This window comes from Pseudomonas sp. RHF3.3-3 (assembly GCF_048069595.1).
GTDB lineage: Bacteria > Pseudomonadota > Gammaproteobacteria > Pseudomonadales > Pseudomonadaceae > Aquipseudomonas > Aquipseudomonas fuscovaginae_B.
In genome coordinates, this window is sequence record NZ_CP182250.1 from 2,432,987 (window position 1) to 2,458,212 (window position 25,226).

The following is a 25,226-nucleotide window of genomic DNA, read 5'->3' on the forward strand; positions in this document are numbered from 1 at the left end:
GTTGTGGACGTGGCCGACAACCCCCGGTTTTCCGGGGGATTGCGGTAAGTGATTGTTATCGCGGAAAAAATTTTTGAAAAATGTTCAAAAAAAGTTTGACAGGGGAGTGGGTCGCACTTAATATGCGCCCCGTCCACAAGACAACACGGAAACACAGCGACAACGCTGAGATGAAGTGAAGTCTGACACTGTGGGGCTATAGCTCAGCTGGGAGAGCGCTTGCATGGCATGCAAGAGGTCAGCGGTTCGATCCCGCTTAGCTCCACCAAATTAGAAGCTTCAGGTTACGCTACACTGATCTGGAGTTTGTGCCGCGAATCGGAACCAGCGCCGATAGGGTACACAAGGGTTACGTCCCCTTCGTCTAGTGGCCTAGGACACCGCCCTTTCACGGCGGTAACAGGGGTTCGAGTCCCCTAGGGGACGCCAGTTTCACACAAGTGACATTGCAGCTTGATGTCGCTGCGCCGAGAGGCGAAAAATCCGGGGCTATAGCTCAGCTGGGAGAGCGCTTGCATGGCATGCAAGAGGTCAGCGGTTCGATCCCGCTTAGCTCCACCAATTTACGGTTCAGTACCTGGCCACACCGGTACTGAACTGATGTTGCAGGATACTGCAGGTGCATCCAGTCACCGGGCAGCAAAAGTCGCCAACAAGCCGACTCCTGCAATGAAAGAAGGGTTTGCGTCCCCTTCGTCTAGTGGCCTAGGACACCGCCCTTTCACGGCGGTAACAGGGGTTCGAGTCCCCTAGGGGACGCCACGATTACCCGCTCTGCGGGATTTTTAAGGGTCATTCATCTTTGAATGACCCTTTTGTTTTTTCCGAAATTTTTATTTTCCGCAGTGAATTCCTTTTCGCATTTTTCAGTCAGACCAGCGGTCATGCGAAGACCTTGCGAAAAAATATTATGAGAATAATATTTCCGATGTAATATCTGGAGATGGCAATGAACGACAAAAAGGCCCAGACCCGTGAGCGCATCCTGCAGGCTGCCAGTGCCGCGTTGATCCAGCGTGGCCCGGCCGAGCCGAGTGTCAGTGAGGTGATGGCCGCCGCCGGTCTGACCGTGGGTGGCTTCTACGCGCATTTCGAGAGCAAGGACGCCTTGATGCTCGAGGCATTCAAGCAATTGCTGGCGCAGCGTCGGGCGAAAATGGATGAAGTCGACGACGCGCTGAGCGGCGAAGAACGGCGGGCCCTGTTTGCCGCGTTCTACCTGTCGCGCAAGCATCGCGATGCGGTCGACCATGCCTGCCCGCTGCCGGCGGTGGTGGGAGAGATCGGCAGCCTGCCGGAGTGCTTTCGCGAGGCGCTCAACGAACATGTGGAATTGATGGTCGCGCAACTGGCGGCCAGTCCCGAGGACACCGACAAGGCCCTGGCCGATATCGCCCTGATGATCGGTGGCCTGGCCGTGGCCCGGGCGCTGGGCCCGGGAGAGTTGTCCGACAGATTGCTGCGTGCCGCCAAGTCGGCGGTGCGCTGAAGGTTTCGACCTGGCCTGAGGTAATACCCGATGAACACTTTGCGCTGGATACGTGGCATCAATGGCACCTTGGGACGAGTGGCACCGCGGGTGGCCGCGAGCCGGATGCGTCAGGTTTTCATGACGCCCCGCGAGCGTTCGCCGCGGGATTGGGAGTTGCCGTTGCTGGCGACGGCCGAAAGGATCACCCTGCGTTTCGGTCTTTCCGCGCTGCGCTGGGGGCAAGGCCCCACCGTGCTGCTGATGCATGGCTGGGAAGGGCGACCCACGCAGTTCGCGAGCCTGATCGAGGCGCTGGTGGCCGCCGGTTACACCGCCGTGGCCCTCGACGGCCCGGCTCATGGCCAGTCGCCTGGGCACGAAGCGAATGTGGTGGCGTTTGCCCGCGCGCTGCTCGAGGCCGCCGCCGAGCTGCCGCCGCTCAAGGCGGTGATCGGCCATTCCATGGGCGGTGCCAGCGCGATGCTCGCCACCCAGCTCGGGCTGCGTACCGAGGCGCTGGTCAGCATTGCCGCTCCGGCACGGGTGCTGGGCGTATTGCGGGGCTTCGCCCGGCATGTCGGCTTGCCGCCACGGGCGCGTTCGGCGTTTATCCGGGAAGTCGAACGGGATGTCGGGATGCGTGCCGAGCACCTGGATATCGGGCATTACCAGATGGACATGCCCGGCCTGATCGTGCATGCCGAAGACGATCAACTGGTGGCGGTGGATGAATCGCGACGTATTCACGAAGCCTGGTTCGACAGCCGCCTGTTGCGCCTGGAAAGCGGCGGCCATCAGCGGGTGCTGGCCGATCCGCGGCTGATCGATGGCGTGCTCGCGCTGCTGGCCGGGCGTAGCATGGCGCAGCGCCAGTCGGCCTGATCCGTTACACTGGCCCGGTCTTTGAATCGACCGGGAGCGGTACATGAGCTGGGATCTGGCGACACCCTTCATCCTCGACCTGCAGGTGGCCGCCGAGGACATCGACGGCCTCGGGCACGCCAACAACGCGGTGTACGTCACCTGGCTGGAGCGCTGTGCCTGGCGGCATTCCCAGCGCCTGGGGCTGGACCTGAGCGAGTACCGCCGACTGGACCGGGCGATGGCCGTGGTGCGTCATGAAATCGACTACCTGGCTGCCGCCTACGAAGGTGATGAACTGCAATTGGCGACCTGGATCGTCGATTGGGACCAGCGCCTGAAAATGACCCGACGCTTCCAGCTGGTACGCCCCAGCGACAACCTGACCCTATTGCGTGCGCAGACCACCTTCGTCTGCATCGAGCTGTCCAGCGGCAAGCCCAGGCGCATGCCTGAGGAGTTTCTCCAGGGATACGGGCCGGCGCTGCAGTCGGCCTGAGGGTGTACCGGTTTGCTGTGGAACCCCGTAAACTGCCGCGCCTTTCGATATCCGCCTTTTTCAATGAGAGTCACCCATGCAAATTGCCCTGGCGCCCATGGAGGGGTTGGTCGATAACATCCTGCGCGATGTCCTGACTCGCGTCGGCGGCATCGACTGGTGCGTCACGGAGTTCATCCGTATCAACGATTCGCTGCTGACGCCGGCCTACTACCACAAGTTCGCCCCCGAACTGCTCACCGACGCCCGCACCGCCGCCGGCGTGCCGCTGCGCGTGCAACTGCTCGGTTCCGATCCGGTGTGCCTGGCCGAAAACGCGGCGCTGGCCTGCGAGCTGGGCTCGCAGGTGATCGACCTGAACTTCGGTTGCCCGGCCAAGACCGTGAACAAGTCCCGGGGCGGGGCGGTGCTGCTCAAGGAGCCGGAACTGCTCAACAGCATCGTCGAGCATGTGCGCCGGGCGGTACCGGCGCACATTCCGGTGACGGCGAAGATGCGCCTGGGTTTCGACAGCCCGGATGGCGCGCTGGTCTGTGGTACGGCCCTGGCCGAAGGCGGTGCCGCGCAGATCGTCGTGCATGCGCGCACCAAGGTCGATGGCTACAAGCCGCCGGCCCATTGGGAGTGGGTGGCGCGGGTGCAGGACGTGGTCAAGGTGCCGGTGTTCGCCAACGGTGACATCTGGTCGCTGGAAGACTGGCGGCGCTGTCGCGAGGTCAGTGGCGCCAAGGATTTCATGCTCGGTCGCGGTCTGGTGTCGCGCCCGGACCTGGCCCGGCAGATCGCGGCCGAGAGCGCCGGTGAAGAAGTGGTCGAGATGAGCTGGGGCGAATTGTTGCCGCTGCTCCAGGACTTCTGGCTGCAGGCCCGGGCGCAGCTCACGCCGCGCCAGGCGCCGGGTCGCCTGAAGCAGTGGCTGGCGATGTTGACGCGCAACTACCCGGAGGCGGTTGAGCTGTTCAGCCATGTGCGCCGCGAGACTGACTGCGACACGGTAAGCCGTCTGCTGCAGGTGCCGCTGTCCGAAGCGGCCTGACGCGGGCGCCAGAAAAATTTTTCGACAATCTCTTGAAATGCGTTTGGGCGTTCCTATCTAAGGGGTACGCGATGCCGAATTCGGGTCGCGAATCAAACCACTCGCTGAATTTCAGGAGATTGACATGACTACCGCATTTTCCCTGGCTCCACTGTTCCGTTCCTCCGTTGGCTTCGACCGTTTCAACGATCTGTTCGAAACCGCGCTGCGCAACGAGCCGGGCAGCAGCTACCCTCCTTACAACGTTGAAAAACACGGCGAAGACCAGTACCGCATCGTCGTCGCGGCCGCCGGTTTCCAGGAAGAAGACCTGGAGTTGCAAGTCGAGAAGGGCGTATTGACCGTCAGTGGCGGCAAGCGCGAAGCCAAGGCTGAACACGTCAGCTACCTGCACCAGGGCATAGCCCAGCGTGCCTTCAAGTTGTCCTTCCGCCTGGCCGACCATATCGAGGTCAAGGCTGCCGGCCTGAGCAACGGTCTGTTGAACATCGACCTGCTGCGGGTCGTACCGGAAGAGGCGAAAGCCAAGCGCATCCCGATCGGTGGGACGCAGCAACCGGCCCTGCAGCACTAAGCTCGAGTCTGCAGGACAGAGCCCCGCTTCGGCGGGGCTTTTTGTTGGCGGCCCGGCCGTCTCCCGCAAGGGGGCTGCGGGGTTCACAAAAGTCTTTTGAAGTCTTCCAGCGGCAACGGCCGGCTGTGCAGGTAACCCTGGTACAGATGGCAGCCCAGGCCTTCGAGGAACATCAACTGTTCCGGCAGTTCCACCCCTTCGGCAATCACCGTCAGCCCCAGGCTGCGGGCCATGGCGACGATCGCGCGGATGATCTCCGCATCGTTGGGGTCGTGGGTGGCGTCACGCACGAACGACTGGTCGATCTTCAGCGCATCCACCGGCAGGCGCTTGAGGTAGGTCAGCGACGAATAGCCGGTGCCGAAGTCATCCATGGCGAAACTGACGCCGAGCTTGTTCAGGCGGCGCATCTTGTTGATGGTGTCCTCCATGTTCTGGATCACGATGCCTTCGGTGATTTCCAGCTTGAGCATCGAGGATGGCACGTTGTGCTGCAGCAGGCAGCGCTCCACCCGTTCGACGAAATCGGCCTGGCGGAACTGCCGCGGGCTGATGTTCACGCACAGGCTGAAGGAGTGGGCGATCAACCCTTCGCGCAACAGCACGCCAAAGGCCTCGCAGGCGTGGTCGAGAATCCAGGTGCCGACTTCGAGGATCAGCCCGCTGTCCTCCAGGACCTTGATGAATTCGGTGGGCGATTGTGCGCCGAGTTCCGGGTGGTGCCAGCGCACCAGCGCCTCGGCACCGACGATGCTGTTGTCGCGGGCGTCCACCTGGGGTTGGAAGTGCACGCTGAACTCGCCCCGGGAAAGCGCCTGGCGCAAGTCGTTCTCCATGCGCAGGCGTTCGCTGGCGGCCTTCTGCATGGTGCTGTGGAACATCTGGGTGATGTTGCGGCCGGAGTCCTTGGCCCGGTACAGCGCGATATCCGCGCGCTTGAGCAGGTCGGCGGGGGTCGAGCCATGGTCCGGGATCAGTGCCACGCCGATGCTCGGGGTCACCTGCAGGCGCTGGCCGTCGAGGAACATCGGTTCGGCCAGCAGCTCGCGGATGGTGTCCGCCAGGTCGCGAACCTTTTGCGTCACTTCACTGCGTGAGCCTTCCAGGCCGCTGAGCAGCACCACGAATTCGTCACCGCCGAGCCGCGCCACGGTGTCTTCGATGCGCACGCTGGCCTCCAGGCGGGCGGTGACCACCTTGAGCACGGTATCGCCCACCGGGTGGCCGAGTGAATCGTTGATGTGCTTGAAGTGGTCGAGGTCGAGAAACAGCAGGGCGCCGCGCAGGTTGTGGCGCTTGAGCAGGGCGATCTGCTGACTCAGGCGGTCGGTCAGCATGGCCCGGTTGGGCAGGTTGGTCAGCGGGTCGTGGTAGGCCAGGTGACGGATCTGTGCCTGGGCGTTCTTCAGCTGGCTGATGTCCCGGGCGGTCAGCAGCAGGCAGGCGGTTTCGTTGAGGGTGATCGGCTCGACCGAGATCTCCACCGTCAGCACGTCGCCGCGCTTGTTGCGCCCGAGCATGTCGCGATGGGGAACGTGGCCGCGTTCCTTGAGCTCCTCCAGGAGTGAGGTGCGCTCCTTGTGGTCGGCCCAGATGCCGAGTTCATACACGGTGCGGCCGATGACCTCGGCGTTGGAATAGCCGGTCAGCCGGCAGAAGCCATCGTTGACCTCCAGATAGCGGCCGCTCTGGCGTTCGATGATGGTGATGGCGTCGGGGCTGGAGTGGAAGGCCTTGGCGAATTTCTCCTCGCTGGCCTTGAGTGCGGCTTCGGCCCGTTGCTGCTGGGTGATGTCGCGCAGGGTGGTGACGATGCAGGGACGCTGCTCGACCTCGATCTGCCGGCTGCTGATCACGCAGGTCAGGGCCTGGCCGCTCTTGTGGTGCACGACCACCGCGACATTGTTCAGCGCCTGGTCGCGGATCACCTGCTGGATGCGTTGCAGACGCTTGGCCGAGTCTTCCCAGAGGCCGATCTGGTCGGCGCTGCGGTGGCGGATCTCGTCCAGGCTCCAGCCGAAGGTCTGGGTGAAGGCCGGGTTGATCTCGATGAACTGGCCGGTGTCCTGCAGGGTCACGCAGATCGGGTCGGGGCTGGCCTGGAACAGGCTGGCGAACTTTTCTTCCGAAGCCTGCAGGCGCTGCTCGCGCTCTACCTGCTCGGTGATGTCGAGCAGGGTTCCGGCCATGCGCAGCGGTTTGCCTTCGCTGTCGCGGTAGAGCCTGGCGCGGCTTTCCAGATAGCGCGAGGTGCCATTTTCCAGTTGCACCCGGTAGGTGACCTGGTAGCTGCCTGCCGGGCCTTCGCGCAGGCTGCGATAGGCATCGCGCATGTTTTCGCGTTCTTCGGGAGGGACGCCGTCAAAAAAGGCATCGAAGGACTCATGGAAGGGGTGTGGTTCCAGGCCGTGCAATTGCGCCGCGCGTGCCGAGCCATAGAGCATGCCGCTGGGGATGTGCCAGTCCCAGGTACCCAGTTGGGCCGAGTCCAGGGCCAGGTCGAGGCGCTCCTGGCTGTCCTTGAGGGCCTGGGCGGCGTTGTTGCGCTCGGTGGTATCGAGAAAGGTGCTGAGCAGGTAGGCCTGGCCCTCCAGTTCGACCCGCTGGGCGCTGAGAATGCCGTCGTGGATCTGGCCGTTGCTGGCGCGGAACTGCACCTCCTGGCTGACCGGGTCGGTTCTGCCGCGCAAGGACCTGACCAGCCTTGCCCGTTCTTCCGGGTGCACCCACAGACCCAGTTCCAGGGTGGTCATGCCGATCACCTGCAGCGCCGGCCAGCCGAACAGGCTTTCGAAATACTGGTTGGCCTCGCTGATCAGGCCGTCTTCCTCACGGGTCAGCAGCACCATGTTGGGGCTCAGGTGAAACAGGGTGGCAAAGCGTTTTTCCGAGCTGCTGAGGGCCTGCTCGCGCTGGCGCTGCTGGGTGACCTCGCGGATCACCCCGATCATCCGCTGCTTGCCGTTCTTGTCCGGCAGCAGGCTGCCGCTGATTTCCAGCCAGTGCAGGCTGCCGTCCGGCCAGCGGATGCGGTGGTGCATCGCCTGTTCCACCGGCTCGCCGGCGAGTACCGCATGAAAGGCGCGCAGCGTGCGGGCGCGGTCCTCGGGCGGCAGCAGGTCGAGATAGTCGATATCCTTGGGCAGTGGCTGGTGCGGGTCGAAGCCGAACAGTGCCTGGGTGCCGCGGGACCAACTGACCTGGCCGTTCTCGATGTCCCAGGACCAGGCTCCCAGGCGCGCACCGTTGAGGGCGGCCAGCAACTGCGGGGCGCTTTCCCAGCTCTTTTCCGACTCGTGAGGGTCGAGGGCATGGATGCGCGGCAAGGGCGGAATACGGCTAGCGTTCTTGGGCATCAACGGCAGTCCTTGGGTGAAAGGCACGTTATTGCTGCAAGAGGCCTGGGCTGAGACGAGCCGGCTTATGCCGTAAGGGTCGGCAAATCCGTCTGCGCATCCAATAAAGCCATAAAGGCCCGTGCGGCATTCGACAGCGTCCGTTCGGTATGCAGGATATAGCCTAGCTGGCGACTGAGCTGTATGCCCGGTAAAGGTATGCGCGCGACCTGGTCGTCGAGCATGGTGCGTGGCAGCACGCTCCAGGCCAGGCCGATGGACACCATCATCTTGATGGTTTCCAGGTAGTTGGTGCTCATGGCGATGTTCGGCGTCAGGCCCTGGGCCTCGAACAGGCGCTGGACGATGTGGTGGGTGAAGGTGTTGCCGCCGGGGAAGACCGCCGGTCGGTGGGCGATGTCCCGCAGGCTGACCTGGTCGTTGCTGGCCAACGGGTGCTCGGGGGCGACGACGAAATCCAGTGGGTCGTCCCACACCGGCACGGCACGGACCAGGTGATGGGGCTCCGGCGCCAGGGTGATGACCGCCAGTTCGGCGCGGCCGTGGAGAATTTCCTCGTAGGCGACTTCCGAATCGAGGAACTGAATGTCCAGCGCCACCTTGGGGTACTGCCGGGTGTAGGCCCGCAGCAGCGGAGGCAGGCGGTGCAGGCCGATGTGATGGCTGGTGGCCAGCGTCAGGCGGCCGCTGACTTCGCCGGTGAGGTTGGTCAGGGCCCGGCGGGTGTCGTCGAGCACGTTGAGGATCTGGTAGGCACGCGGCAGCAGGGCGCGACCGGCCTCGGTCAGGCCGACCTCACGGCCCAGCCGGTCGAACAGGCGCACGTTGAGTTGCTGCTCCAGGCCGGCGATCCGTTTGCTGATGGCTGGCTGGGTCAGGTGCAGGCGTTCGCCGGCCCCGGAGAAGCTGCCGGTTTCGGCGATGGCGATAAAGGCGTTGAGGTTGGCCAGGTCCATGATCGGTATTCCAGATGGCTATCCGAAGCATAAAAATTATGAATTTGAGTTATTCACTCTAACCTCATAGCATCGACCTCACAAGCCAAAGGGTTATTGAGAACAGTCATCAATAAGCCCGGGGCATAGAAACAAGCTGATGAGGAAACGTCTGATGGCCGGCAAAACGCTTTACGACAAGCTTTGGGAATCCCATGAAGTGAAACGGCGCGATGATGGGTCGTCGCTGATCTACATCGACCGTCACATCATCCACGAAGTGACCTCGCCCCAAGCGTTCGAAGGCCTCAAGCTGGCCGGGCGCAAGCCATGGCGGGTCGATTCGATCGTCGCCACGCCGGACCACAACGTGCCGACCACCCCCGAGCGCAAGGGCGGCATCGAGGCGATCGCCGACCAGGTGTCGCGTATCCAGGTGCAGACCCTCGACAACTACTGCGACGAGTTCGGCATCACCGAATTCAAGATGAACGACGTGCGCCAGGGCATCGTCCACGTGATCGGCCCGGAGCAGGGCGCGACCCTGCCGGGCATGACCGTGGTCTGCGGTGACTCGCATACCTCGACCCACGGCGCCTTCGGGGCCCTGGCCCACGGTATCGGCACCTCCGAGGTCGAGCACGTATTCGCCACCCAGTGCCTGGTCGCGAAGAAGATGAAGAACATGCTGGTCCGCGTCGAGGGGCAGTTGCCGCTCGGCGTGACCGCCAAGGACATCGTGCTGGCCGTCATCGGCAAGATCGGCACCGCTGGCGGTAACGGCCATGCCATCGAGTTTGCCGGCAGCGCCATCCGCGACCTGTCCATCGAAGGCCGCATGACCATCTGCAACATGTCCATCGAGGCCGGTGCCCGCGTGGGCCTGGTGGCGGCCGACGAAAAGACCGTCGCCTACGTCAAGGACCGTCCGTTCGCTCCGAAAGGCGCGGAGTGGGAGCGTGCCGTCGAGGCCTGGAAGGACCTGGTATCCGATGCCGATGCGGTGTTCGACACCGTGGTCGAGCTCGATGCCGCCCAGATCAAGCCGCAGGTCAGCTGGGGCACCTCGCCGGAAATGGTGCTCGCCGTCGACCAGAACGTACCGGACCCGGCCCAGGAGCCGGACCTGGTCAAGCGCGGTTCCATCGAGCGCGCGCTCAAGTACATGGGCCTGACCGCCAACCAGGCGATCACCGACATCCAGCTGGACCGGGTATTCATCGGTTCCTGCACCAACTCGCGGATCGAGGACCTGCGGGCGGCGGCGGCGATCGCCAAGGGTCGCAAGGTGGCCTCGACCATCAAGCAGGCGCTGGTGGTGCCGGGCTCCGGCCTGGTCAAGGCCCAGGCCGAAGCGGAAGGCCTGGACAAGATTTTCCTCGAAGCCGGTTTCGAGTGGCGTGAACCGGGCTGCTCGATGTGCCTGGCGATGAACCCGGACCGCCTGGAAAGCGGCGAGCACTGCGCCTCGACGTCCAACCGCAACTTCGAAGGGCGCCAGGGTGCCGGTGGGCGTACCCACCTGGTCAGTCCGGCCATGGCCGCGGCGGCTGCCATCAATGGCCGTTTCATCGACGTTCGCGAATTGATCTGAGGAAAAACACATGAAAGCCTTTACCCAGCACACCGGTCTCGTCGCGCCGTTGGACCGTGCCAACGTCGATACCGATCAGATCATTCCCAAGCAGTTCCTCAAGTCGATCAAGCGTACCGGCTTCGGTCCCAACCTGTTCGACGAGTGGCGCTACCTGGACGTCGGTTATGCCTACCAGGACAACTCCAAGCGTCCGCTGAACAAGGACTTCGTGCTCAACGCCGAGCGCTACCAGGGTGCCAGTGTGCTGCTGGCCCGGGAGAACTTCGGTTGCGGCTCCAGCCGCGAGCACGCGCCGTGGGCCCTGGACGAGTACGGTTTCCGCAGCATCATCGCGCCGAGCTATGCCGACATCTTCTTCAACAACAGCTTCAAGAACGGCCTGTTGCCGATCATTCTCAGCGACAGCGAAGTCGACGAGCTGTTCCAGCAGGTCGAGGCCACCCCGGGTTACCAACTGACCGTCGATCTCGCGGCCCAGACCGTGACCCGTCCGGATGGCAAGGTCTATCACTTCGAAGTCGATGCGTTCCGCAAGCATTGCCTGCTCAACGGCCTGGATGACATCGGCCTGACCCTGCAGGACGGCGACGCGATCGCGGCGTTCGAGGCCAGGCATCGTGCCAGCCAGCCTTGGCTGTTTCGCGACGCCTGATCCGATGTAGGCGGGGCGGGCCTCTTCGCGGGCAAGCCCGGCTCCTACAGGTTGGGTGCGTATATTCGGCACAACTCTGTAGGAGCCGGGCTTGCCCGCGAAGAGGCCCTCAAACCCCTGCAACGCCCTGGCAACCCGACAGAAGGACCACCCCATGACCAGCAATGCCCACAGCCAAGTGGTACAAAAGCAGTTCGGTGAACAGGCGGCTGCCTACCTGAGCAGCGCCGTACACGCCCAGGGCGCCGAGTTCGCGCTGCTCCAGGCCGAACTGGCCGGGCGCGCCGACGCGCGGGTGCTGGATCTGGGCTGCGGCGCCGGCCATGTGAGCTTCCACGTTGCGCCGCTGGTGGCCAAGGTGGCGGCCTATGACCTGTCGCAGCAGATGCTCGACGTGGTCGCCGCGGCCGCCACGGAGCGTGGCCTGGACAACATCGTGACGGTGCGCGGCGCGGCCGAGAGCCTGCCGTTCGCCGATGGCGAATTCGATTTCGTCTTCAGCCGCTACTCGGCGCATCACTGGAGCGATCTCGGCCTGGCCCTGCGGGAAGTGCGGCGGGTTTTGAAACCCGGTGGCGTCGCAGCCTTTATCGACGTCATGTCGCCTGGCAGCCCGTTGTTCGACACCTACCTGCAGGCCGTCGAGGTGCTGCGCGACACCAGCCACGTGCGCGATTATTCGGCCGCCGAGTGGGCGCGCCAGGTCAGCGAGGCGGGTCTGCACGTGCGCAGCACCAGCCGCCAGCGCTTGCGTCTGGAGTACACCTCCTGGGTCGAGCGCATGCGCACCCCGGCAGCGTTGCGGGTGGCGATTCGCGAGCTGCAGCAGGCGATGGGCGCCGAAGTGCGGGAATATTTTGAGATTGAGGCCGATGGTTCGTTCAGTACAGATGTACTGGTGCTGTGGGCCGAGCGATAGACTTTTTTCCAGGTCGCCCGGTATCACCGGTGCGCCGACAGATGACATGAGGAAAGCATGAGCAAGCAGATTCTGATTCTCCCAGGCGACGGTATTGGTCCGGAAATCATGGCCGAAGCGGTCAAGGTGCTGGAACTGGCCAACGAGAAGTACGACCTGGGCTTCGAACTGAGTCACGACGTGATCGGTGGCGCGGCCATCGACAGGCACGGCGTGCCCCTGGCCGACGAGACCCTGGAACGTGCCCGCGCTGCCGATGCGGTGCTGCTGGGCGCCGTTGGCGGGCCGAAGTGGGACAAGATCGAGCGGGACATCCGCCCGGAGCGCGGCCTGCTGAAGATCCGTGCGCAACTGGGCCTGTTCGGCAACCTGCGTCCGGCGATCCTCTACCCGCAACTGGCCGATGCCTCGAGCCTCAAGCGCGAAATCGTCGCCGGCCTGGATATCCTGATCGTGCGCGAACTGACCGGCGGCATCTACTTCGGCGCACCGCGTGGTACCCGCGAGCTGGAGAATGGCGAGCGCCAGTCCTACGACACCCTGCCGTACAGCGAAAGCGAAATCCGCCGTATCGCCCGGGTCGGCTTCGACATGGCCCGCGTGCGTGGCAAGAAGCTCTGCTCGGTGGACAAGGCCAACGTCCTGGCATCCAGCCAGCTGTGGCGTGAAGTGGTCGAGGAGGTCGCCAAGGACTACCCGGACGTCGAACTGAGCCACATGTACGTCGACAACGCGGCGATGCAACTGGTGCGTGCGCCGAAGCAGTTCGACGTGATCGTCACCGACAACATGTTCGGCGACATCCTCTCCGACGAGGCGTCGATGCTCACCGGTTCGATCGGCATGCTGCCGTCGGCGTCCCTGGATGCCAACAACAAGGGCATGTACGAGCCTTGCCACGGTTCGGCTCCGGACATCGCCGGGCAGGGCATTGCCAACCCGCTGGCAACCATCCTGTCGGTATCGATGATGCTGCGCTACAGCTTCAACCTGCACGAAGCGGCCGCCGCCATCGAGCAGGCGGTAAGCCTGGTGCTGGACCGCGGCTTGCGCACCGGCGATATCTGGTCCGAGGGTTGTACCCGGGTCGGAACGCAGGAAATGGGTAACGCAGTAGCCGAGGCGCTGCGGAATCTGTAATCTCTCGGGCCCACCGCCTCTTTCATCCCCGGAAGCGGTGACCCACTTTTGTAAAAGGTGTAGTTGCGATGAAACGTGTAGGTCTGATCGGTTGGCGCGGTATGGTCGGTTCCGTGCTCATGCAGCGGATGCTGGAAGAGCGGGACTTCGATCTTATTGAGCCGGTGTTCTTCACCACTTCCAATGTCGGTGGCCAGGGCCCTGCCGTGGGCAAGGATATTGCTCCGCTGAAGGACGCCTACAGCATTGAAGAGCTGAAAACCCTCGACGTGATTCTGACCTGCCAGGGTGGCGACTACACCAGCGAGGTCTTCCCCAAGCTGCGCGAAGCCGGCTGGCAGGGCTACTGGATCGATGCCGCGTCCAGCCTGCGGATGCAGGATGACGCGGTGATCGTCCTCGACCCGGTCAACCGCAAGGTCATCGACCAGCAACTGGATACCGGTACCCGCAACTTCATCGGCGGCAACTGCACCGTCAGCCTGATGCTGATGGGCCTGGGCGGTCTGTTCGAGGCTGGCCTGGTGGAGTGGATGAGCGCCATGACCTATCAGGCCGCTTCCGGTGCCGGTGCGCAGAACATGCGTGAGCTGATCCGCCAGATGGGCGCGACCCACGCGGCGGTCGCCGATGACCTGGCCAACCCGGCCAGCGCCATCCTCGACATCGACCGCAAGGTCGCCGAGACCATGCGCAGCGATGCCTATCCGACCGAGAATTTCGGTGTGCCGCTGGCCGGCAGCCTGATTCCGTGGATCGACAAGGAACTGCCGAACGGCCAGAGCCGCGAAGAGTGGAAGGCCCAGGCCGAGACCAACAAGATCCTCGGTCGCTTCAAGAACCCGATCCCGGTGGACGGCATCTGCGTGCGCATCGGCGCCATGCGTTGCCACAGTCAGGCGCTGACCATCAAGCTGAACAAGGATGTGCCGATGGCCGACATCGAAGGCCTGATCAGCCAGCACAACCCCTGGGTCAAGCTGGTGCCGAATCAGCGCGAGATCAGCATGCAGGAGCTGAGCCCGACCAAGGTCACCGGTACCCTGAACATCCCGGTGGGCCGTCTGCGCAAGCTGAACATGGGCTCGCAGTTCCTCGGCGCGTTCACCGTCGGCGACCAGCTGCTGTGGGGCGCTGCCGAACCGCTGCGCCGCATGCTGCGGATCCTGCTGGAGCGTTGATTCGCTGAAGGCTCGAAGACAGCCCGCGACTCGCAAGAGCCGCGGGCTTTTTGTTTCCTGTGGTGCGCTCACGGTGGCGTGGTCCCTGTGGGAGCGGGCGTGCCCGCGAAGCTTCCGGTCTTTCAGGGGTGTATTCGCGGGCAAGCCCACTCCTGCAGAGGTACCGGCAAATTGCCTGACCGCGCGGTCACGGGTAAAGTGCGCACCCCCCGTTTTGCCTGAGGAGAATCCCATGAGCCAGTCCCTTGATGTTGCCGTGATCGGTGCCACCGGCACGGTCGGCGAAACCCTGGTGCAGATCCTCGAAGAGCGGGATTTTCCGGTGGCCAACCTGCATCTGCTGGCCAGCAGCGAGTCGGCCGGGCAATCGGTGCCATTCCGGGGCAAGAACGTGCGTGTTCGCGAAGTCGATGAGTTCGACTTCGCCAAGGCCCGGCTGGTGTTTTTTGCCGCGGGGCCGGCGGTCACCCTCAGTTTTGCGCCACGGGCGACGGCGGCTGGCTGCACGGTGATCGACCTGTCGGGCGCCTTGCCGGCGCCGCAGGTGGTGCCGGAAGCCAATGCCGAGGTGCTGTCGGGCCTGGGCAGGCCGCTGCAGGTCGGCAGCCCGAGCGCTTCGGCCGCCGCGCTGGCCGTGGCCCTGGCACCGCTCAAGGGTTTGCTGGAGATTCGCCAGGTGAGCCTGACCGCCTGCCTGGCAATGTCCACCCAGGGGCGTGAAGCGGTCAGCGAGCTGGCCCGGCAGACCACCGAACTGCTGAACATGCGCCCGCTGGAACCCCGGGTTTTCGACCGTCAGGTGGCCTTCAACCTGCTGGCCCAGGTCGGCAAGCCGGATGCCCGGGGCCATGTTCCCCTGGAAAAACGCCTGGTCAACGAGTTGCGCGAACTGCTGCAAGCACCTTTACTAAAAATTTCAGTCACTTGCGTTCAAGCCCCGGTGTTTTTTGGCGATAGCTATAGTGTGTCCCTGCAGGCCGCTGCCGACGTCGATCTGCAAGCGGTGAACGCGGCGCTCGAGGCCGCCGAGGGTATCGAGCTGGTCGATGGCGACGATTATCCGACCGCGGTCGGTGACGCCGTGGGCCAGGATGTGGTCTATGTCGGACGGGTTCGTCATGGCGTGGATGATCCGGCACAGCTCAACCTGTGGCTGACCACGGACAACGTGCGCAAGGGCGCCGCGCTGAACGCCGTGCAACTGGCCGAGCTGTTGATAAAAGACCCGCTGTAAAAGATACTTGGCGACAATTTGCAGAATGATTCTGGCCTGACGCTATGCTCAGGTTGGTTGCTGAAGGTGAGCTGCCCCACGGGCACTTGCAGGGGCATCGGCGACAACAGGGTGATGCGCTCGTATTTCCACGGCCGCACACCATGCCGCAAGGCAGCTACACCACCTTCTCGCTGGCCGAGGAACGCACAAACAAAGGAAGAGGCTGATGGTTCAAGTTCGCAAACTGGTGTTAGCAATAGCGGCCGCTTCGGCGCTGTCTTCCGGTATGGCGCATGCCCTCGGGCTTGGGGAGATGACCCTCAAGTCGACCCTGAACCAGCCGCTGCTGGTGGAAATCGAATTGCAGGATGTCGGTGGTCTCAGCGCTTCCGATATCGTGCCCAGCCTGGCTTCTCCCCAGGCGTTCAGCGATGCCGGCGTCAACCGCCAGGATTTCCTGAATGACCTGACCTTCACGCCCGTCGTCAATCCCAACGGTCGCAGCGTGGTTCGAGTGACCTCCAGCAAGCCGCTGTCCGAGGCCTACGTACGCTTCCTGGTCCAGGTGCAGTGGCCCCAGGGCCGGCTGATGCGCGACTACAGCGTGTTGCTCGATCCATCCAGATACGCACCGGCAGGCGAGGCCGCCAAGCCGGCTGTCGCGCCGAACGCGCCGGTCACCGCACCGACCCGGGCCAAGCAGTACACCACCGGGGCCAAGGATACCCTCTGGGAAATCGCTGCCAGGGAGCGTAATGGCGCTTCCGTGCAGCAGACCATGCTGGCGATCCAGGCGTTGAATCCGGGGGCCTTCGTCGATGGCAACATCAACCGCCTCAAGACCGGCCAGGTGCTGCGTCTGCCGGATACCGTACAAAGCACTGCGCTGCCGCAGTCCAAGGCGATCGCCGAGGTGGCCGCGCAGAACGCCGCCTGGCGCCAGGGACGTCGTGCCGGCCATGCCGCTGGCAAGCAGCAGCTCGACGCCACCCGGCACAAGGGCGGGGAGGGCGCGCCTGTCGCGGGCGAGCGCAAGGACAAGCTGAGCCTGGTTTCCGCCGAGAACGGCAAGAAGGGCGGCAAGGGGGCGGCCGGCGATAGCAAGGCCCTGAGCGACAAGCTGGCGGTGACCCAGGAGAGCCTCGACGCGACCCGTCGCGACAACGCCGAACTGAAAAGCCGCATGGAAGACCTGCAGAGCCAGCTGGACAAGCTGCAGCGCCTCATCGATCTGAAGAACGACCAGTTGGCCAAGCTGCAGGCCGAAGGGGCGGCCGCCGCTGCCGCTCCGGCACCTGCGCCGACCCAGCCGGCGGTGTCGGCCGAACTGGTGGCCAAGCCTGAGCCCGCTCCGGTCGTCGCCACCCCTGCACCGGCTCCCGCCGAGGCGGCCAAGCCGGTCGAGCCAGCGGTCCAGCCGGCACCGAGCGAAGAGCGCAAGCTCGACGACCTGCTGTCCAGCCCGATCCTGATGGGGCTGATTGCCGGTTCCGTGGTGCTGGTGGCGCTGCTGCTCCTGCTGTTGCTGGTTCGTCGTCGAAAGGCCCAGCAGGAAGCCGAGAAGCATCAGCGCATGGCCAAGGCGTTGTCGGAAGAGACCGACTTCGCGGCCGACCTGGACATGCCGGAAAGCAGCTTCGAGGGCCTGGAGGTACCCGCGCCCAATGTAAAGTTGGCGCCGGCCCCGGCGCCGGCTCCCGTCGCTGAACGTCCGACCGATGTCCTGGGTCAGGCTGAGCTGCATATCGAACGCGGTCATCTGAACCAGGCCGCCGATCTGCTGGAGGAGGCGGTCAAGTTCGAGCCGCAGCGCAGCGATCTGCGCCTGAAACTGATGGAAGTCTACGGTCGCCAGGGTGACCGCGATGCCTTCGTGCGCCAGGAGCGGCAACTGCCGGCCAATGGCGATAACCAGGCTCGGGTCGAACAGCTCAAGAGCCGCTTCCCTGCCATGGTGGCCGTGGCCGCCGCTGCTGCGGCAGGCCTGGGCGCAGCCGCTGCCGCCGCCGAACTGGACGAGCAGTTCGTCCAGGAGCTGCTGCAGGATGACGAGCCGGCCCCGGTCGCTGCACCGGAGCCTGTGGTTGCTGCGGCACCCGAGCCGGTTGTGGATGAATTCGACAACGACTTCGACCTCAGCCTGGATGACCTGGAGGCCGTCTCTCCGTCGGTGGCGCCAGTCGCCGCTCCGGCTGTCGAGGAAAGCCTGGATGACCTGCAGCTCGACGACGATCTGAGCTTCGAGTCGGTACTGGCGCAGCAGACCGAAGCCAAGGATGATCTGAGCGGTCTGGACGATCTCTCCGACTTCGACCTGGATCTGGGCGGTGACGAACCGGTGGCTGCGGCCCAGGCCGATGACGACTTCCTGCTCGGGCTGGCCGATGATCCCAAGGCACCGGAGGGTGAGGTGCCGACCCTCGACGCGCTGGATGATCTGGGGCTGCCGGCGGACTTCGATCTTTCGCTGGCCGATGACCTGGCGACTGACGACCTGGCGGCGGATGATCTGCTGGCTGACGAGTTGTTGGCCGACACCGGGCCGAACGCCTTCACCGACGAGCTCGACGATGTCAACGCCGAGCTGGATCGCCTGTCCCAGAGCCTGGAGCAGCCGCCGCTGGCGACGCCGAGCTTTACCGAGCAGGACGCCGCCCTGGGGGATGATGAGCCGGAGTTCGATTTCCTGGCCGGAACCGACGAGGCGGCGACCAAGCTCGATCTGGCCCAGGCCTACATCGACATGGATGACAAGGATGGCGCCCGCGATATTCTGGCCGAGGTCATCAGCGAAGGCAGCGATGCGCAGAAGAGCGAAGCCAGGGCGATGCTCAAGCGCCTGGCTTGAGTCGATCCGATAACGGTAAAAACAGCGGCAGCCCACGGGCTGCCGTTGTCGTTATGGGCGCGCGCCTTATAATGCACGCCTTTGCGTTAATCATCAGGCTGCAAGTTCTTGGCAAATATAGATAACCCGGCTGCCGAAATGGCGGCCGAAGGCTTTTTCCGCATCGCCCTGGGAGTGGAATACAAAGGCTCGCGCTACCGTGGCTGGCAGCGCCAGGCCTCGGGCGTGCTGTCGGTCCAGGAAACCCTGGAGGATGCGCTGTCGAAGGTGGCGGACTCGCCGGTCTCGCTGATGTGCGCCGGGCGCACCGACGCCGGTGTGCATGCGTGCGGGCAGGTGGTGCATTTCGATACCCGCGCCGAGCGTTCGATGAAGGCCTGGACCATGGGCGCCAATATCAATCTGCCCCATGACATCAGTGTCACCTGGGCCAAGGTCATGCCGGCGCATTTCCATGCCCGCTTCAAGGCCATCGCCCGGCGCTACCGCTACGTGATCTACAACGACCAGATCCGTCCGGCGCACCTCAATGAGGAAATCACCTGGAACCATCGGCCGCTGGATGAGCAGCGCATGGCCGAGGCCGCACGCTACCTGGTCGGTACCCACGATTTCAGCGCCTTCCGCGCCGGGCAATGCCAGGCCAAGTCGCCGATCAAGGAAGTGCACCACCTGCGGGTCACCCGGCACGGCAAGATGATCGTCATCGACATCCGTGCCGGCGCCTTCCTGCACCACATGGTGCGCAATATCGCCGGTGTGCTGATGACTATCGGTGCCGGTGAACGCCCGGTCGAATGGGCGCGCGAGGTGCTGGAGAGTCGCATCCGTCGTACGGGTGGGGTGACGGCGCATCCGTTCGGGTTGTACCTGGTGCAGGTGGAGTACCGCGACGAGTTCGAGTTGCCCGAACGTTATATCGGGCCACACTTCCTCACCGGTTTCTCGGAGCTTGCCGGCTGACGCCTGGAAAAGCATTTGCTACCATCCGGGCCTTTATCCGGAAAACCTTGGGGTTCTGACGACATGTCCGCCGTTCGCAGCAAAATTTGCGGAATCACCCGCATTGAAGATGCGTTGGCCGCGGTCGAGGCCGGAGCCGATGCCATCGGTTTCGTGTTCTATGCCAAGAGCCCGCGGGCGGTGACGTTCCAGCAGGCGCGGGCGATCATTGCCGCACTGCCGCCGTTCGTCACCACCGTGGGCCTGTTCGTCAACGCCAGTCGTTGCGAGCTGGGCGAGATTCTCGATGCGGTGCCGCTGGACCTGTTGCAGTTCCATGGCGATGAGACCGGCGCGCAGTGCGAGGGCTTCAACCGGCCGTACATCAAGGCGCTGCGGGTCAAGGCCGGTGACGACATCGCTGCGGCCTGCCGGGCGTATCCCGGTGCCAGCGGCATCCTGCTCGACACCTATGTCGAAGGCGTGCCGGGTGGAACCGGCGAGGCCTTCGACTGGTCTCTGGTGCCGCAGGGCCTGAGCAAGCCGATCATCCTGGCCGGTGGCCTGACTGCGGACAACGTGGCGCAGGCCATTGCCCAGGTCAAGCCGTATGCCGTGGATACCAGCGGCGGGGTCGAGCAGAGCAAGGGCATCAAGGACCCCGCGAAGATCAAGGCATTCATCCAGGCGGTGCGCGCCAGTTGATTGCCGATGTGACGGGCGGCAATCTGCCGCCGTCCATGCTTACCGCCACAGAAAACAGGCGGGCCCGGTTGTCCGACGGGCCGAAAACGAATTGGAGAAAGAAAGCATGAGCAACTGGTTAGTAGACAAACTGATCCCTTCGATCATGCGTTCCGAGGTGAAGAAGAGCTCGGTGCCCGAGGGCCTGTGGCACAAGTGCCCGTCGTGCGACGCGGTGCTCTATCGTCCGGAGCTGGAAAAGACCCTGGACGTCTGCCCCAAGTGCAACCACCACATGCGTATTGGCGCCCGCGCCCGCATCGATATCTTCCTGGACGCCGAAGGCCGCGTCGAGCTGGGGGCTGACCTGGAGCCGGTCGACCGCCTGAAGTTCCGCGATGGCAAGAAGTACAAGGACCGCCTGAGCGCGGCACAGAAGCAGACCGGCGAAAAAGACGCCCTGGTCTCGATGAGCGGTACCCTGCTGGGCATGCCGATCGTGGTATCGGCGTTCGAATTCTCGTTCATGGGTGGCTCCATGGGCGCCATCGTCGGCGAGCGCTTCGTTCGTGCGGCCAACTACGCCCTGGAAAAACGTTGCCCGATGGTCTGCTTCTCGGCTTCCGGCGGTGCGCGGATGCAGGAAGCGCTGATCTCGCTGATGCAGATGGCCAAGACCTCGGCCGTGCTGGCACGCCTGCGCGAAGAAGGCCTGCCGTTCATCTCCGTGCTGACCGACCCGGTCTACGGTGGGGTTTCCGCCAGCCTGGCGATGCTCGGCGACGTGATCGTCGGTGAGCCGAAGGCGCTGATCGGTTTCGCCGGCCCGCGCGTGATCGAGCAGACCGTACGGGAAAAACTGCCGGAAGGCTTCCAGCGCAGCGAGTTCCTGCTGGAACACGGTGCCATCGACATGATCATCCCACGCCAGGAGCTGCGTCCGCGCCTGGGTAGCCTGCTGGCGCAGATGATGGGCCTGCCGACGCCTGTGTACGTGGCGGCACCTGTCGAGCCTGTCGTTGTTCCACCGGCACCGGCAAAAGTATGACCGAACGTACCCTGGGCGACTGGCTCGCCTACCTGGAGCAACTGCATCCATCGGCCATCGACATGGGGTTGGAGCGCTCGCAAGAGGTAGCGAACCGCATGGGGCTGGGCAAGCCGGCGCCCCGGGTAGTGACCGTTACGGGCACCAACGGCAAGGGCTCGACCTGCGCCTTCGTCGCCTCGCTGTTGATGGCGCAAGGTCTCAAGGTCGGCGTCTACAGTTCGCCACACCTGCTGCGCTACAACGAGCGCGTGCAGATCAACGGTGTCGAGGCCAGCGATGCCCAGCTGTGCGAGGCCTTCGTCGCGCTGGAAGCCGGCCGTGGCGATACCTCGCTGACCTACTTCGAGATGGGCACCCTGGCGGCGTTCTGGCTGTTCGAGCGTGAACAGCTGGATGCCGTGGTGCTGGAAGTCGGTCTTGGCGGGCGCCTGGATACGGTCAATGTGGTCGACGCCGACTTCGCCCTGGTGACCAGTATCGGCGTCGATCATGCCGAGTACCTGGGCAACACCCGCGAGTCGGTGGCCTACGAGAAGGCCGGGATCTTCCGTGCGGGCCGGCCGGCGCTGTGCGGTGACCTGAATCCGCCCCAGCCGCTGCTGGACAAGGCGCGTGAGCTGAACAGCCCGCTGTTGCTGCGCGGCCGCGATTTCGACCTCGCGTCCACCGACCGTCATTGGCAGTGGCGCGGTGTCGACGGCCAGGGCCTGCCGCTCGAACTGCACGACCTGCCGTTGCTGGACCTGCCGATGGAGAATGCTGCATTGGCACTCCAGGCCTATGCGCTGATGGGGTTGCCCTGGCAGCCCGAGCGCATCGGTGCCGCCCTGCAGGCGACGCGGATCGTGGGTCGACTGGACCGGCGGACCGTCAACTGGCAGGGTAGGCAGGTCAGGCTGATGCTGGATGTCGGGCATAACCCGCATGCCGCCGAGTACCTGGCCCAGCGTCTGGCACGCCAGCCGCTGGCCGGACGACGCCTGGCGGTGTTCGGCCTGCTGGCGGACAAGGATCTCGACGGCGTGGTGGCGCAGTTGGATGGCCATGTGCAGCATTGGGCGGTCACGCCGCTGCAGTCGCCGCGCAGCCGCCCGGCTGCGGACCTGCAGGTTGCCTTGCAGGCCCGCGGCGCGGCGGTGACGGTGTATGAAAGCGTGGCCGCGGCGCTGGAAGGGCAGTGTGCCCAGGCCACGGTCGATGATGAGATTCTGTTGTTCGGATCGTTCTTTTGCGTAGCCGAGGCGCTGGAATGGCTGGCCCGGCGCGCCACGGAGGAAGCTGCAGATGGCATTGCTGGATAGGGCGTACAAGCAGCGGATGGTCGGCGCGCTGGTATTGGTGGCGCTGGCGGTGATCTTTCTGCCGATGCTGTTTTCCCGTCAGGATGAACAGCGCCAGGTGCGTGTCGACCCGCCAGCGGCGCCACAGGCCCCCGTGGTGCCCCAGGTGCATGTCGAGCCGGTGGCCGTGCCGGAGCCGCAAAACCTGCCCCAGGACCCCTTGCCGCCAGAGGACGACGAGGTCGTGGCTGCTCCGGCAGCGCCTGCGGCCAAGCCGGCCACTGCGACGCCGGTCGCTCCAGTTGTCCCTGCGACCAAGCCGGGGGCTCCGGTTGCGGCGACCAAGCCGGCGACCCCGGCGTCCGTGCCTGCTTCGGCGGCCAAGCCCGCCGCGGTACCCGCGCAGACGCCGGCCCAGGTGGTGGCGCAGGCTCCGGCGAAGCTCGATACCACGCAGAATCGCGTCGACCCCAACGGTCTGCCGATCAGTTGGTCGGTACAACTGGCCAGCCTGTCGAGCCGGGAGGGTGCCGAGAGCCTGCAGAAGAGCTTGCGCAGCCAGGGCTACAACGCCTATATCCGTTCCGCCGATGGCAAGAACCGGGTCTTCGTCGGTCCCCTGATCGAGCGTGCGGAGGCTGATCGCCTGCGCGACCTGCTCGGTCGCCAGCAGAACCTGAAGGGTTTTGTCGTTCGTTTCCAGCCCGAGCGCGGTTAAGCGCCGGGTTGTACGAAATCCACCGAACAACTGCCTTACCAGCAAGGCGGCGCTCTGCTAAAATGCGCCGCCTTATCCGTCTGTAGGCTGCACTGTGCCATTTACCTGGGTTGACTGGGCGATTATCGCGGTAATCGTCGTTTCTGCTTTGATCAGCTTGAGTCGCGGCTTCGTCAAGGAAGCCTTGTCCTTGCTCACCTGGATCATCGCCGGTGTGGTCGCCTGGATGTTCGGTGGCTCGCTGTCCGTGTACCTCACCGACTACATCCAGACACCTTCGGCTCGCGTGATCGCGGGCTGTGCAATCATGTTCGTCGCGACCCTGCTGGTCGGCGCCATGATCAATTACCTTATCGGCGAGTTGATTCGCGTCACCGGCCTGTCCGGGACCGATCGCTTTCTCGGCATGGCCTTCGGCGCCGCGCGTGGCGCGCTGCTGGTGGTCGTCGCGGTCGGGCTGCTCAGCCTCGGGCCGGTACAGCAGGATCCGTGGTGGCAGGAGTCCCGGCTCGTGCCACAATTTTTAATGGTTGCAGATTGGTCAAAGAACCTCATATTGGGGTGGAGCAGTCAGTGGCTGGCCAGCGGAATCAGCGTACCCGCTGATATTCCGTTCAAGGAGCATCTCTTGCCGGGCAAACCCGCCCAGTAAGAGTCGTTCAGTTCAGATTCATTAAGTAGGGGTTGCGTCGCATGTGTGGCATCGTCGGTATCGTCGGTAAGTCGAACGTCAATCAGGCGCTGTATGACGCGCTAACCGTGCTCCAGCACCGCGGCCAGGACGCTGCCGGTATCGTGACCAGCCATGACGGCCGGTTATTCCTGCGCAAGGACAACGGACTGGTCCGTGACGTATTCCAGCAGCGCCATATGCAGCGCCTGGTGGGCCACATGGGCATCGGCCATGTGCGCTACCCGACTGCCGGCAGCTCGACTTCGGCTGAGGCCCAGCCGTTCTACGTCAACTCGCCTTACGGCATCACCCTGGCGCACAACGGCAACCTGACCAACGTCGAACAGTTGGCCAAGGAGATCTACGAGTCCGACCTGCGTCACGTCAACACCAACTCCGACTCGGAAGTGCTGCTCAACGTGTTCGCCCACGAGCTGGCCCTGCGCGGCAAGCTGCAGCCGACCGAGGAAGACGTGTTCGCCGCAGTGACCGACGTGCACAACCGTTGCGTCGGCGGCTACGCGGTGGTGGCGATGATCACCGGCTACGGTATCGTCGGCTTCCGCGACCCCCATGGCATTCGTCCGATCGTGTTCGGCCAGCGTCACACCGATGAAGGCGTCGAGTACATGATCGCCTCCGAGAGCGTGTCCCTGGACGTGCTCGGCTTCACCCTCATCCGTGACCTGGCTCCGGGCGAAGCGGTCTACATCACCGAAGACGGCAAGTTGCACACCCGTCAGTGCGCGACCAACCCGAGCCTGACCCCGTGCATCTTCGAACACGTCTACCTGGCGCGTCCGGACTCGATCATCGACGGCGTGTCGGTGTACAAGGCGCGCCTGCGCATGGGCGAGAAACTGGCCGAGAAGATCCTGCGCGAGCGTCCCGACCATGGCATCGACGTGGTCATCCCGATTCCGGACACCAGCCGTACCGCGGCCCTGGAGCTGGCGAACCACCTGGGCGTGAAATTCCGCGAAGGTTTCGTGAAGAACCGCTATATCGGCCGGACCTTCATCATGCCGGGCCAGGCGGCGCGCAAGAAATCCGTACGGCAGAAGCTCAACGCCATCGAGCTGGAATTCCGCGGCAAGAACGTGATGCTGGTGGACGACTCCATCGTTCGCGGCACCACCTGCAAGCAGATCATCCAGATGGCCCGTGAAGCCGGGGCGAAGAACGTCTACTTCTGCTCGGCGGCCCCGGCTGTGCGTTACCCCAACGTCTACGGCATCGACATGCCGAGTGCCCACGAACTGATCGCCCACAACCGTACCACCCAGGACGTTGCCGACCTCATCGGTGCCGACTGGCTGGTCTATCAGGACCTGCCGGACCTGATCGAAGCCGTGGGCGGTGGCAAGATCAAGATCGAACAGTTCGACTGCGCGGTATTCGACGGCAAGTACGTCACCGGCGATATCGACGAGCACTACCTGAACCGGATCGAGCAGGCGCGCAACGACGCGGCCAAGGCCAAGACCCAGGCGGTCAGCGCGATTATCGATCTGTACAACAACTGATTGGAACCCGGCCCTGTGGCGCGGCGTCTGGTATGCCGCGTTCCAGGCCGCGATCCCTGTAGGAGCG

At 64.1% G+C, this 25,226-nt stretch carries 21 protein-coding genes and 4 tRNA genes; 23 read left to right on the forward strand and 2 right to left on the reverse strand.

The window, feature by feature from the left end:
• The first annotated feature begins 192 nt into the window (after positions 1-192).
• From ACMGT0_RS11195 to ACMGT0_RS11235, 9 genes are all read left to right on the forward strand, one after another.
• Positions 193-268, forward strand: a tRNA-Ala gene (locus tag ACMGT0_RS11195).
• 85 nt (positions 269-353) lie between these two features.
• Positions 354-429, forward strand: a tRNA-Glu gene (locus ACMGT0_RS11200).
• Between the two features lie 56 nt (positions 430-485).
• A tRNA-Ala gene (locus ACMGT0_RS11205) sits at positions 486-561 on the forward strand.
• Between the two features lie 125 nt (positions 562-686).
• Positions 687-762 (forward strand) — tRNA-Glu (locus ACMGT0_RS11210).
• Positions 763-949: 187 nt separating this feature from the next.
• Positions 950-1,489, forward strand: a complete 540-nt coding sequence (locus ACMGT0_RS11215) for a TetR/AcrR family transcriptional regulator (protein WP_054057980.1) — start codon at positions 950-952, stop codon at positions 1,487-1,489.
• A gap of 30 nt (positions 1,490-1,519) precedes the next feature.
• Positions 1,520-2,353, forward strand: coding sequence for an alpha/beta fold hydrolase (locus tag ACMGT0_RS11220; RefSeq protein ID WP_273824979.1), 834 nt, complete (start codon positions 1,520-1,522; stop codon positions 2,351-2,353).
• Between the two features lie 43 nt (positions 2,354-2,396).
• Positions 2,397-2,831 (forward strand): acyl-CoA thioesterase, encoded by a 435-nt coding sequence (locus ACMGT0_RS11225; RefSeq protein WP_054063831.1) that lies wholly within the window; start codon positions 2,397-2,399, stop codon positions 2,829-2,831.
• 76 nt (positions 2,832-2,907) lie between these two features.
• Entirely contained in the window at positions 2,908-3,867 is a 960-nt protein-coding gene (locus ACMGT0_RS11230; protein WP_054059675.1) for a tRNA dihydrouridine synthase, read from the forward strand.
• A gap of 124 nt (positions 3,868-3,991) precedes the next feature.
• Entirely contained in the window at positions 3,992-4,441 is a 450-nt protein-coding gene (locus ACMGT0_RS11235) for an Hsp20 family protein (RefSeq protein WP_054059674.1), read from the forward strand.
• Between the two features lie 83 nt (positions 4,442-4,524).
• Here ACMGT0_RS11235 and ACMGT0_RS11240 read toward each other — a convergent pair whose 3' ends face one another.
• Together ACMGT0_RS11240 and ACMGT0_RS11245 are read right to left on the reverse strand one after the other, a co-directional pair.
• Positions 4,525-7,797 carry an EAL and GGDEF domain-containing protein gene (locus tag ACMGT0_RS11240; RefSeq protein ID WP_054059673.1) on the reverse strand — a complete coding sequence of 1,091 codons (3,273 nt, stop codon included), beginning with the start codon at positions 7,795-7,797 and terminating at the stop codon, positions 4,525-4,527.
• Positions 7,798-7,862: 65 nt separating this feature from the next.
• A complete protein-coding gene (locus tag ACMGT0_RS11245; RefSeq protein WP_054063829.1) occupies positions 7,863-8,753 on the reverse strand; it encodes a LysR family transcriptional regulator in 891 nt (296 codons plus the stop codon).
• Positions 8,754-8,907: 154 nt separating this feature from the next.
• On the opposite strand from ACMGT0_RS11245, the gene leuC reads away from it, so the two are divergent.
• The 14 genes from leuC (at position 8,908) to purF (ending at position 25,159) form a co-directional block, all read left to right on the forward strand.
• Positions 8,908-10,326 (forward strand): 3-isopropylmalate dehydratase large subunit, encoded by a 1,419-nt coding sequence (gene leuC / locus ACMGT0_RS11250; RefSeq protein ID WP_054059671.1) that lies wholly within the window; start codon positions 8,908-8,910, stop codon positions 10,324-10,326.
• A gap of 10 nt (positions 10,327-10,336) precedes the next feature.
• Positions 10,337-10,981, forward strand: a complete 645-nt coding sequence (gene leuD, locus ACMGT0_RS11255) for a 3-isopropylmalate dehydratase small subunit (protein WP_017906554.1) — start codon at positions 10,337-10,339, stop codon at positions 10,979-10,981.
• Positions 10,982-11,135: 154 nt separating this feature from the next.
• A complete protein-coding gene (locus tag ACMGT0_RS11260; RefSeq protein ID WP_054063827.1) occupies positions 11,136-11,900 on the forward strand; it encodes a class I SAM-dependent methyltransferase in 765 nt (254 codons plus the stop codon).
• 57 nt (positions 11,901-11,957) lie between these two features.
• Complete coding sequence (gene leuB, locus ACMGT0_RS11265; protein WP_416772597.1) at positions 11,958-13,040, forward strand: 3-isopropylmalate dehydrogenase; 1,083 nt, start codon at positions 11,958-11,960, stop codon at positions 13,038-13,040.
• 68 nt (positions 13,041-13,108) lie between these two features.
• A complete protein-coding gene (gene asd / locus ACMGT0_RS11270; RefSeq protein WP_054059667.1) occupies positions 13,109-14,221 on the forward strand; it encodes an aspartate-semialdehyde dehydrogenase in 1,113 nt (370 codons plus the stop codon).
• A 232-nt stretch (positions 14,222-14,453) separates the two neighbouring features.
• Positions 14,454-15,455 carry an aspartate-semialdehyde dehydrogenase gene (locus ACMGT0_RS11275; RefSeq protein ID WP_054063825.1) on the forward strand — a complete coding sequence of 334 codons (1,002 nt, stop codon included), beginning with the start codon at positions 14,454-14,456 and terminating at the stop codon, positions 15,453-15,455.
• Positions 15,456-15,663: 208 nt separating this feature from the next.
• Positions 15,664-18,285: a FimV/HubP family polar landmark protein gene (locus ACMGT0_RS11280; protein ID WP_416772599.1), complete on the forward strand. Its 2,622-nt coding sequence runs from the start codon at positions 15,664-15,666 to the stop codon at positions 18,283-18,285.
• A gap of 138 nt (positions 18,286-18,423) precedes the next feature.
• Positions 18,424-19,248, forward strand: coding sequence for a tRNA pseudouridine(38-40) synthase TruA (truA, locus tag ACMGT0_RS11285; protein ID WP_054058349.1), 825 nt, complete (start codon positions 18,424-18,426; stop codon positions 19,246-19,248).
• A 63-nt stretch (positions 19,249-19,311) separates the two neighbouring features.
• Positions 19,312-19,932 carry a phosphoribosylanthranilate isomerase gene (locus tag ACMGT0_RS11290; protein ID WP_054058350.1) on the forward strand — a complete coding sequence of 207 codons (621 nt, stop codon included), beginning with the start codon at positions 19,312-19,314 and terminating at the stop codon, positions 19,930-19,932.
• 106 nt (positions 19,933-20,038) lie between these two features.
• Positions 20,039-20,959 carry an acetyl-CoA carboxylase, carboxyltransferase subunit beta gene (accD, locus tag ACMGT0_RS11295; protein ID WP_054058351.1) on the forward strand — a complete coding sequence of 307 codons (921 nt, stop codon included), beginning with the start codon at positions 20,039-20,041 and terminating at the stop codon, positions 20,957-20,959.
• Positions 20,956-22,263 carry a bifunctional tetrahydrofolate synthase/dihydrofolate synthase gene (gene folC / locus ACMGT0_RS11300; RefSeq protein WP_416772602.1) on the forward strand — a complete coding sequence of 436 codons (1,308 nt, stop codon included), beginning with the start codon at positions 20,956-20,958 and terminating at the stop codon, positions 22,261-22,263. Before accD ends, folC begins: the two co-directional genes overlap by 4 nt.
• A complete protein-coding gene (locus ACMGT0_RS11305) occupies positions 22,247-22,960 on the forward strand; it encodes an SPOR domain-containing protein (protein ID WP_416772604.1) in 714 nt (237 codons plus the stop codon). Before folC ends, ACMGT0_RS11305 begins: the two co-directional genes overlap by 17 nt.
• Before the next feature lie 94 nt (positions 22,961-23,054).
• Positions 23,055-23,612, forward strand: coding sequence for a CvpA family protein (locus tag ACMGT0_RS11310; protein ID WP_054058661.1), 558 nt, complete (start codon positions 23,055-23,057; stop codon positions 23,610-23,612).
• Positions 23,613-23,653: 41 nt separating this feature from the next.
• On the forward strand, positions 23,654-25,159 hold the full coding sequence (purF, locus tag ACMGT0_RS11315) for an amidophosphoribosyltransferase (protein WP_017904424.1): 1,506 nt from the start codon (positions 23,654-23,656) through the stop codon (positions 25,157-25,159).
• Positions 25,160-25,226 lie beyond the last annotated feature (67 nt).

Coding starts and splice junctions, on each gene's coding strand:
- ACMGT0_RS11215 (WP_054057980.1), top strand. CDS start 950: ATGAACGACAAAAAGGCCCAGACCCGTGAGCGCATCCTGCAGGCTGCC.
- ACMGT0_RS11220 (WP_273824979.1), top strand. CDS start 1,520: ATGAACACTTTGCGCTGGATACGTGGCATCAATGGCACCTTGGGACGA.
- ACMGT0_RS11225 (WP_054063831.1), top strand. CDS start 2,397: ATGAGCTGGGATCTGGCGACACCCTTCATCCTCGACCTGCAGGTGGCC.
- ACMGT0_RS11230 (WP_054059675.1), top strand. CDS start 2,908: ATGCAAATTGCCCTGGCGCCCATGGAGGGGTTGGTCGATAACATCCTG.
- ACMGT0_RS11235 (WP_054059674.1), top strand. CDS start 3,992: ATGACTACCGCATTTTCCCTGGCTCCACTGTTCCGTTCCTCCGTTGGC.
- ACMGT0_RS11240 (WP_054059673.1), bottom strand. CDS start 7,797: ATGCCCAAGAACGCTAGCCGTATTCCGCCCTTGCCGCGCATCCATGCC.
- ACMGT0_RS11245 (WP_054063829.1), bottom strand. CDS start 8,753: ATGGACCTGGCCAACCTCAACGCCTTTATCGCCATCGCCGAAACCGGC.
- leuC (WP_054059671.1), top strand. CDS start 8,908: ATGGCCGGCAAAACGCTTTACGACAAGCTTTGGGAATCCCATGAAGTG.
- leuD (WP_017906554.1), top strand. CDS start 10,337: ATGAAAGCCTTTACCCAGCACACCGGTCTCGTCGCGCCGTTGGACCGT.
- ACMGT0_RS11260 (WP_054063827.1), top strand. CDS start 11,136: ATGACCAGCAATGCCCACAGCCAAGTGGTACAAAAGCAGTTCGGTGAA.
- leuB (WP_416772597.1), top strand. CDS start 11,958: ATGAGCAAGCAGATTCTGATTCTCCCAGGCGACGGTATTGGTCCGGAA.
- asd (WP_054059667.1), top strand. CDS start 13,109: ATGAAACGTGTAGGTCTGATCGGTTGGCGCGGTATGGTCGGTTCCGTG.
- ACMGT0_RS11275 (WP_054063825.1), top strand. CDS start 14,454: ATGAGCCAGTCCCTTGATGTTGCCGTGATCGGTGCCACCGGCACGGTC.
- ACMGT0_RS11280 (WP_416772599.1), top strand. CDS start 15,664: ATGGTTCAAGTTCGCAAACTGGTGTTAGCAATAGCGGCCGCTTCGGCG.
- truA (WP_054058349.1), top strand. CDS start 18,424: ATGGCGGCCGAAGGCTTTTTCCGCATCGCCCTGGGAGTGGAATACAAA.
- ACMGT0_RS11290 (WP_054058350.1), top strand. CDS start 19,312: ATGTCCGCCGTTCGCAGCAAAATTTGCGGAATCACCCGCATTGAAGAT.
- accD (WP_054058351.1), top strand. CDS start 20,039: ATGAGCAACTGGTTAGTAGACAAACTGATCCCTTCGATCATGCGTTCC.
- folC (WP_416772602.1), top strand. CDS start 20,956: ATGACCGAACGTACCCTGGGCGACTGGCTCGCCTACCTGGAGCAACTG.
- ACMGT0_RS11305 (WP_416772604.1), top strand. CDS start 22,247: ATGGCATTGCTGGATAGGGCGTACAAGCAGCGGATGGTCGGCGCGCTG.
- purF (WP_017904424.1), top strand. CDS start 23,654: ATGTGTGGCATCGTCGGTATCGTCGGTAAGTCGAACGTCAATCAGGCG.